Raw genomic sequence first — 2,546 nt, forward strand, 5'->3', positions numbered from 1 at the left:
AATAGTAATACCCCGCAATTTGTAAGAGATCAATGGCAGATCCTTTCGACGGAATTCAACGCAAACAGAACACTCAACCGTCAGGTAATGGGTTCATTATTACCCAATTTTTCAATAGCAGCGCATAACCTGGATGCTGATGTTGCCGAATTGATCGTATTTGATCGGGTGTTGACTGATCCGGAAAGAATCTCGGTTGAAAACTATTTGTCAACAAAATACGGGATAGACATATCCGCATCAGGTAATGACCGATACAGTTATGATACTAATTATAATGGAACGGTTGCTGGTATCGGTCGCTTGGGGTTTGAATATGATACAGCAAGTTTTTCAGGAATACTGGGACTAGATACCTTGGGGGGGATTGCCATAGATGATGGTGATTTTGCATTTATTGGGCACGACAATGGTGCCCAGTCCTGGACAACTTCAGAGATCCCTGCTGAAGGACTTTCCAATATAAGACGTATTGCCCGAGAATGGAGATTGGATGAGACCAATACTTTCAATACCATGAAGTTGTTGGTTGACACCACGGCTTTACCTGCCCTTCCGGTAGCATACGATACTTATGTATTATTGGTAGATTCAGATGGAGATTTCTCCAACGCAGAAGTCTATGAAATGGCTAGAGTACCGGGAGCCGGTCATTGGGAAGTACCTCTAAACCTGGCAAATGGAGATTTTATTTCAATTGGAGTAGTGCGTCCGGTATTGGGCTTTAGCAACGCTACTCAGGATGATTTTGAAACCGTAGCGTCCTCAACTATCGAGGTAAGAACAAACTTTAGGGCCTTAAACAGTGTCCCTTTTAATTATGCCACTTCTGATAATGGGGCAACAGCTGGCAACGATTATACCGCCATATCGTCCACTGCCGGTAATATTGGCGTTGGAAGTAATGTGTTTTCATTCCCCCTTTCGATTACCAATGATTCTGATTCTGAATCCGGCGAAGGCATTAACATTAATTTGTCCGGCTTTTCCTCAAGATTCAATGGGTTAAATAACCCCCTCATTTACACAATTAAGGACGATGACAACCCCAGAAAAATTTATTTCAACACAGCCAGTGCTACCATCAATGAATCTGGTGGCTCCCTTGAAATTACGGTAAATATTACACCAAGTCAGGTGGATCCAGGTAATCCCACGACTGTAGACTATGCAGTTACCGGGGGCACGGCAACGGGAAGTGGACAAGACTTTTCTCTGGCAGCTGGTACACTGAGTATTCCAGCCAATAATATCTCTAATTCCTTTACAATTTCATTCTCCGATGATGCGCTGAGTGAAGTAACGGAGACGGTTATTATTTCTCTGTCAAATCCTACAAACGGTAATCTATCGGATACGGATCCCATAACATTTACGATTAATATAGAAGATAATGATCCTACACCGCTGGTACAATTCAATGTGCCTTCAAGGTCAGAATTAGAAAGCGTAACGAATCCTGCGATCCCCGTGGTTTTGTCTACGGCCTCTGGGCAAGACGTTATGGTGAATTATACTGTAAGCGGTTCGGCTACCGGAGGTTCTACGGACTTTACGTTAATTAATGGATCAATCACTATACCGGCAGGCTCGATTTTCACAAATATCTTACCGGTGATCGCCAATGATGCGTCTCCTGAGGCCGATGAGACCTTGATCATTGATCTGTCTTCTCCAACGGCAGCAAGCTTAGGGGCCAATACCCGGTTTACTTACACGATCCTTAATGATGACGGACCTTTTGGATTTACAGGGCCTGGAGGAGTTGGAGGAACGAACACCCTGCCGATGTGGCTAAAAGCAGACAGCCTGATGTTGACGGATGGTGATCCTATTCCCTCCTGGGGAGACGTTTCCGGGAATAACAACCATGCCACTCAAGGGAATGCCCTGTATCAACCCACTTTTCAAAGCGGTGAAATCAATGGATTTCCTGTCGTACGGTTTGATGGGGTAAATGATTTTACGGATGATGCATTGTCTTACAATGCCAAGACCATTTTCATTGTATTCCGAACATCCTCCACACTTCAGGCAGGTAATGAACTTGGTCATATTTGGGGAAGTTACAATGAATTGGTGCATATCGCTCCGGAACCAAGGGGCGGGGCAGATCAATTTGGATATAGCTTTGATGGTAACCAATCAGGAACGGGGACAGCCAGATATGGACAGGATGGTCAGACTTTCGGTGCTCTTGTAGATGATGGTACTTATTATCAGTGGAGTTATGACCAGACACATATCGTCGCTGTGGAATACGATGAAACTGAAAGTTTGACACGGTCTATTTTAGGTGCATTAGTTGATAACTTTCCTGTGGGAGCACACCATTTCGGAGGAGATGTAGCAGAGATCATTGTCTATGATCAGGAGCTTTCACAAGCTCGAAGAAATATCGTCGAAAACTACCTTGCGGCGAAGTATGGAGTGACTTTACAAGGATCCAATGAACTTCTACGCGCACCAGGGGACACATTTTTATGATGTGGCGGGAGTTGGTCAGGATAGTAACGGCGCGACGCACAATGATGACAACGTCTAAC

Annotated in this window: 1 protein-coding gene; it reads left to right on the top strand. The window is 44.5% G+C overall.

Features of this window, described 5'->3' with window-relative positions:
- On the top strand, positions 1 to 2,487 hold a 2,487-nt coding region (locus LYNGBM3L_RS11860), incomplete at its 5' end, for a Calx-beta domain-containing protein (protein ID WP_008182998.1).
- Positions 2,488 to 2,546 lie beyond the last annotated feature (59 nt).

Origin of the sequence: Moorena producens 3L (genome assembly GCF_000211815.1) — a bacterium.
Classification (GTDB): Bacteria; Cyanobacteriota; Cyanobacteriia; order Cyanobacteriales; family Coleofasciculaceae; genus Moorena; species Moorena producens.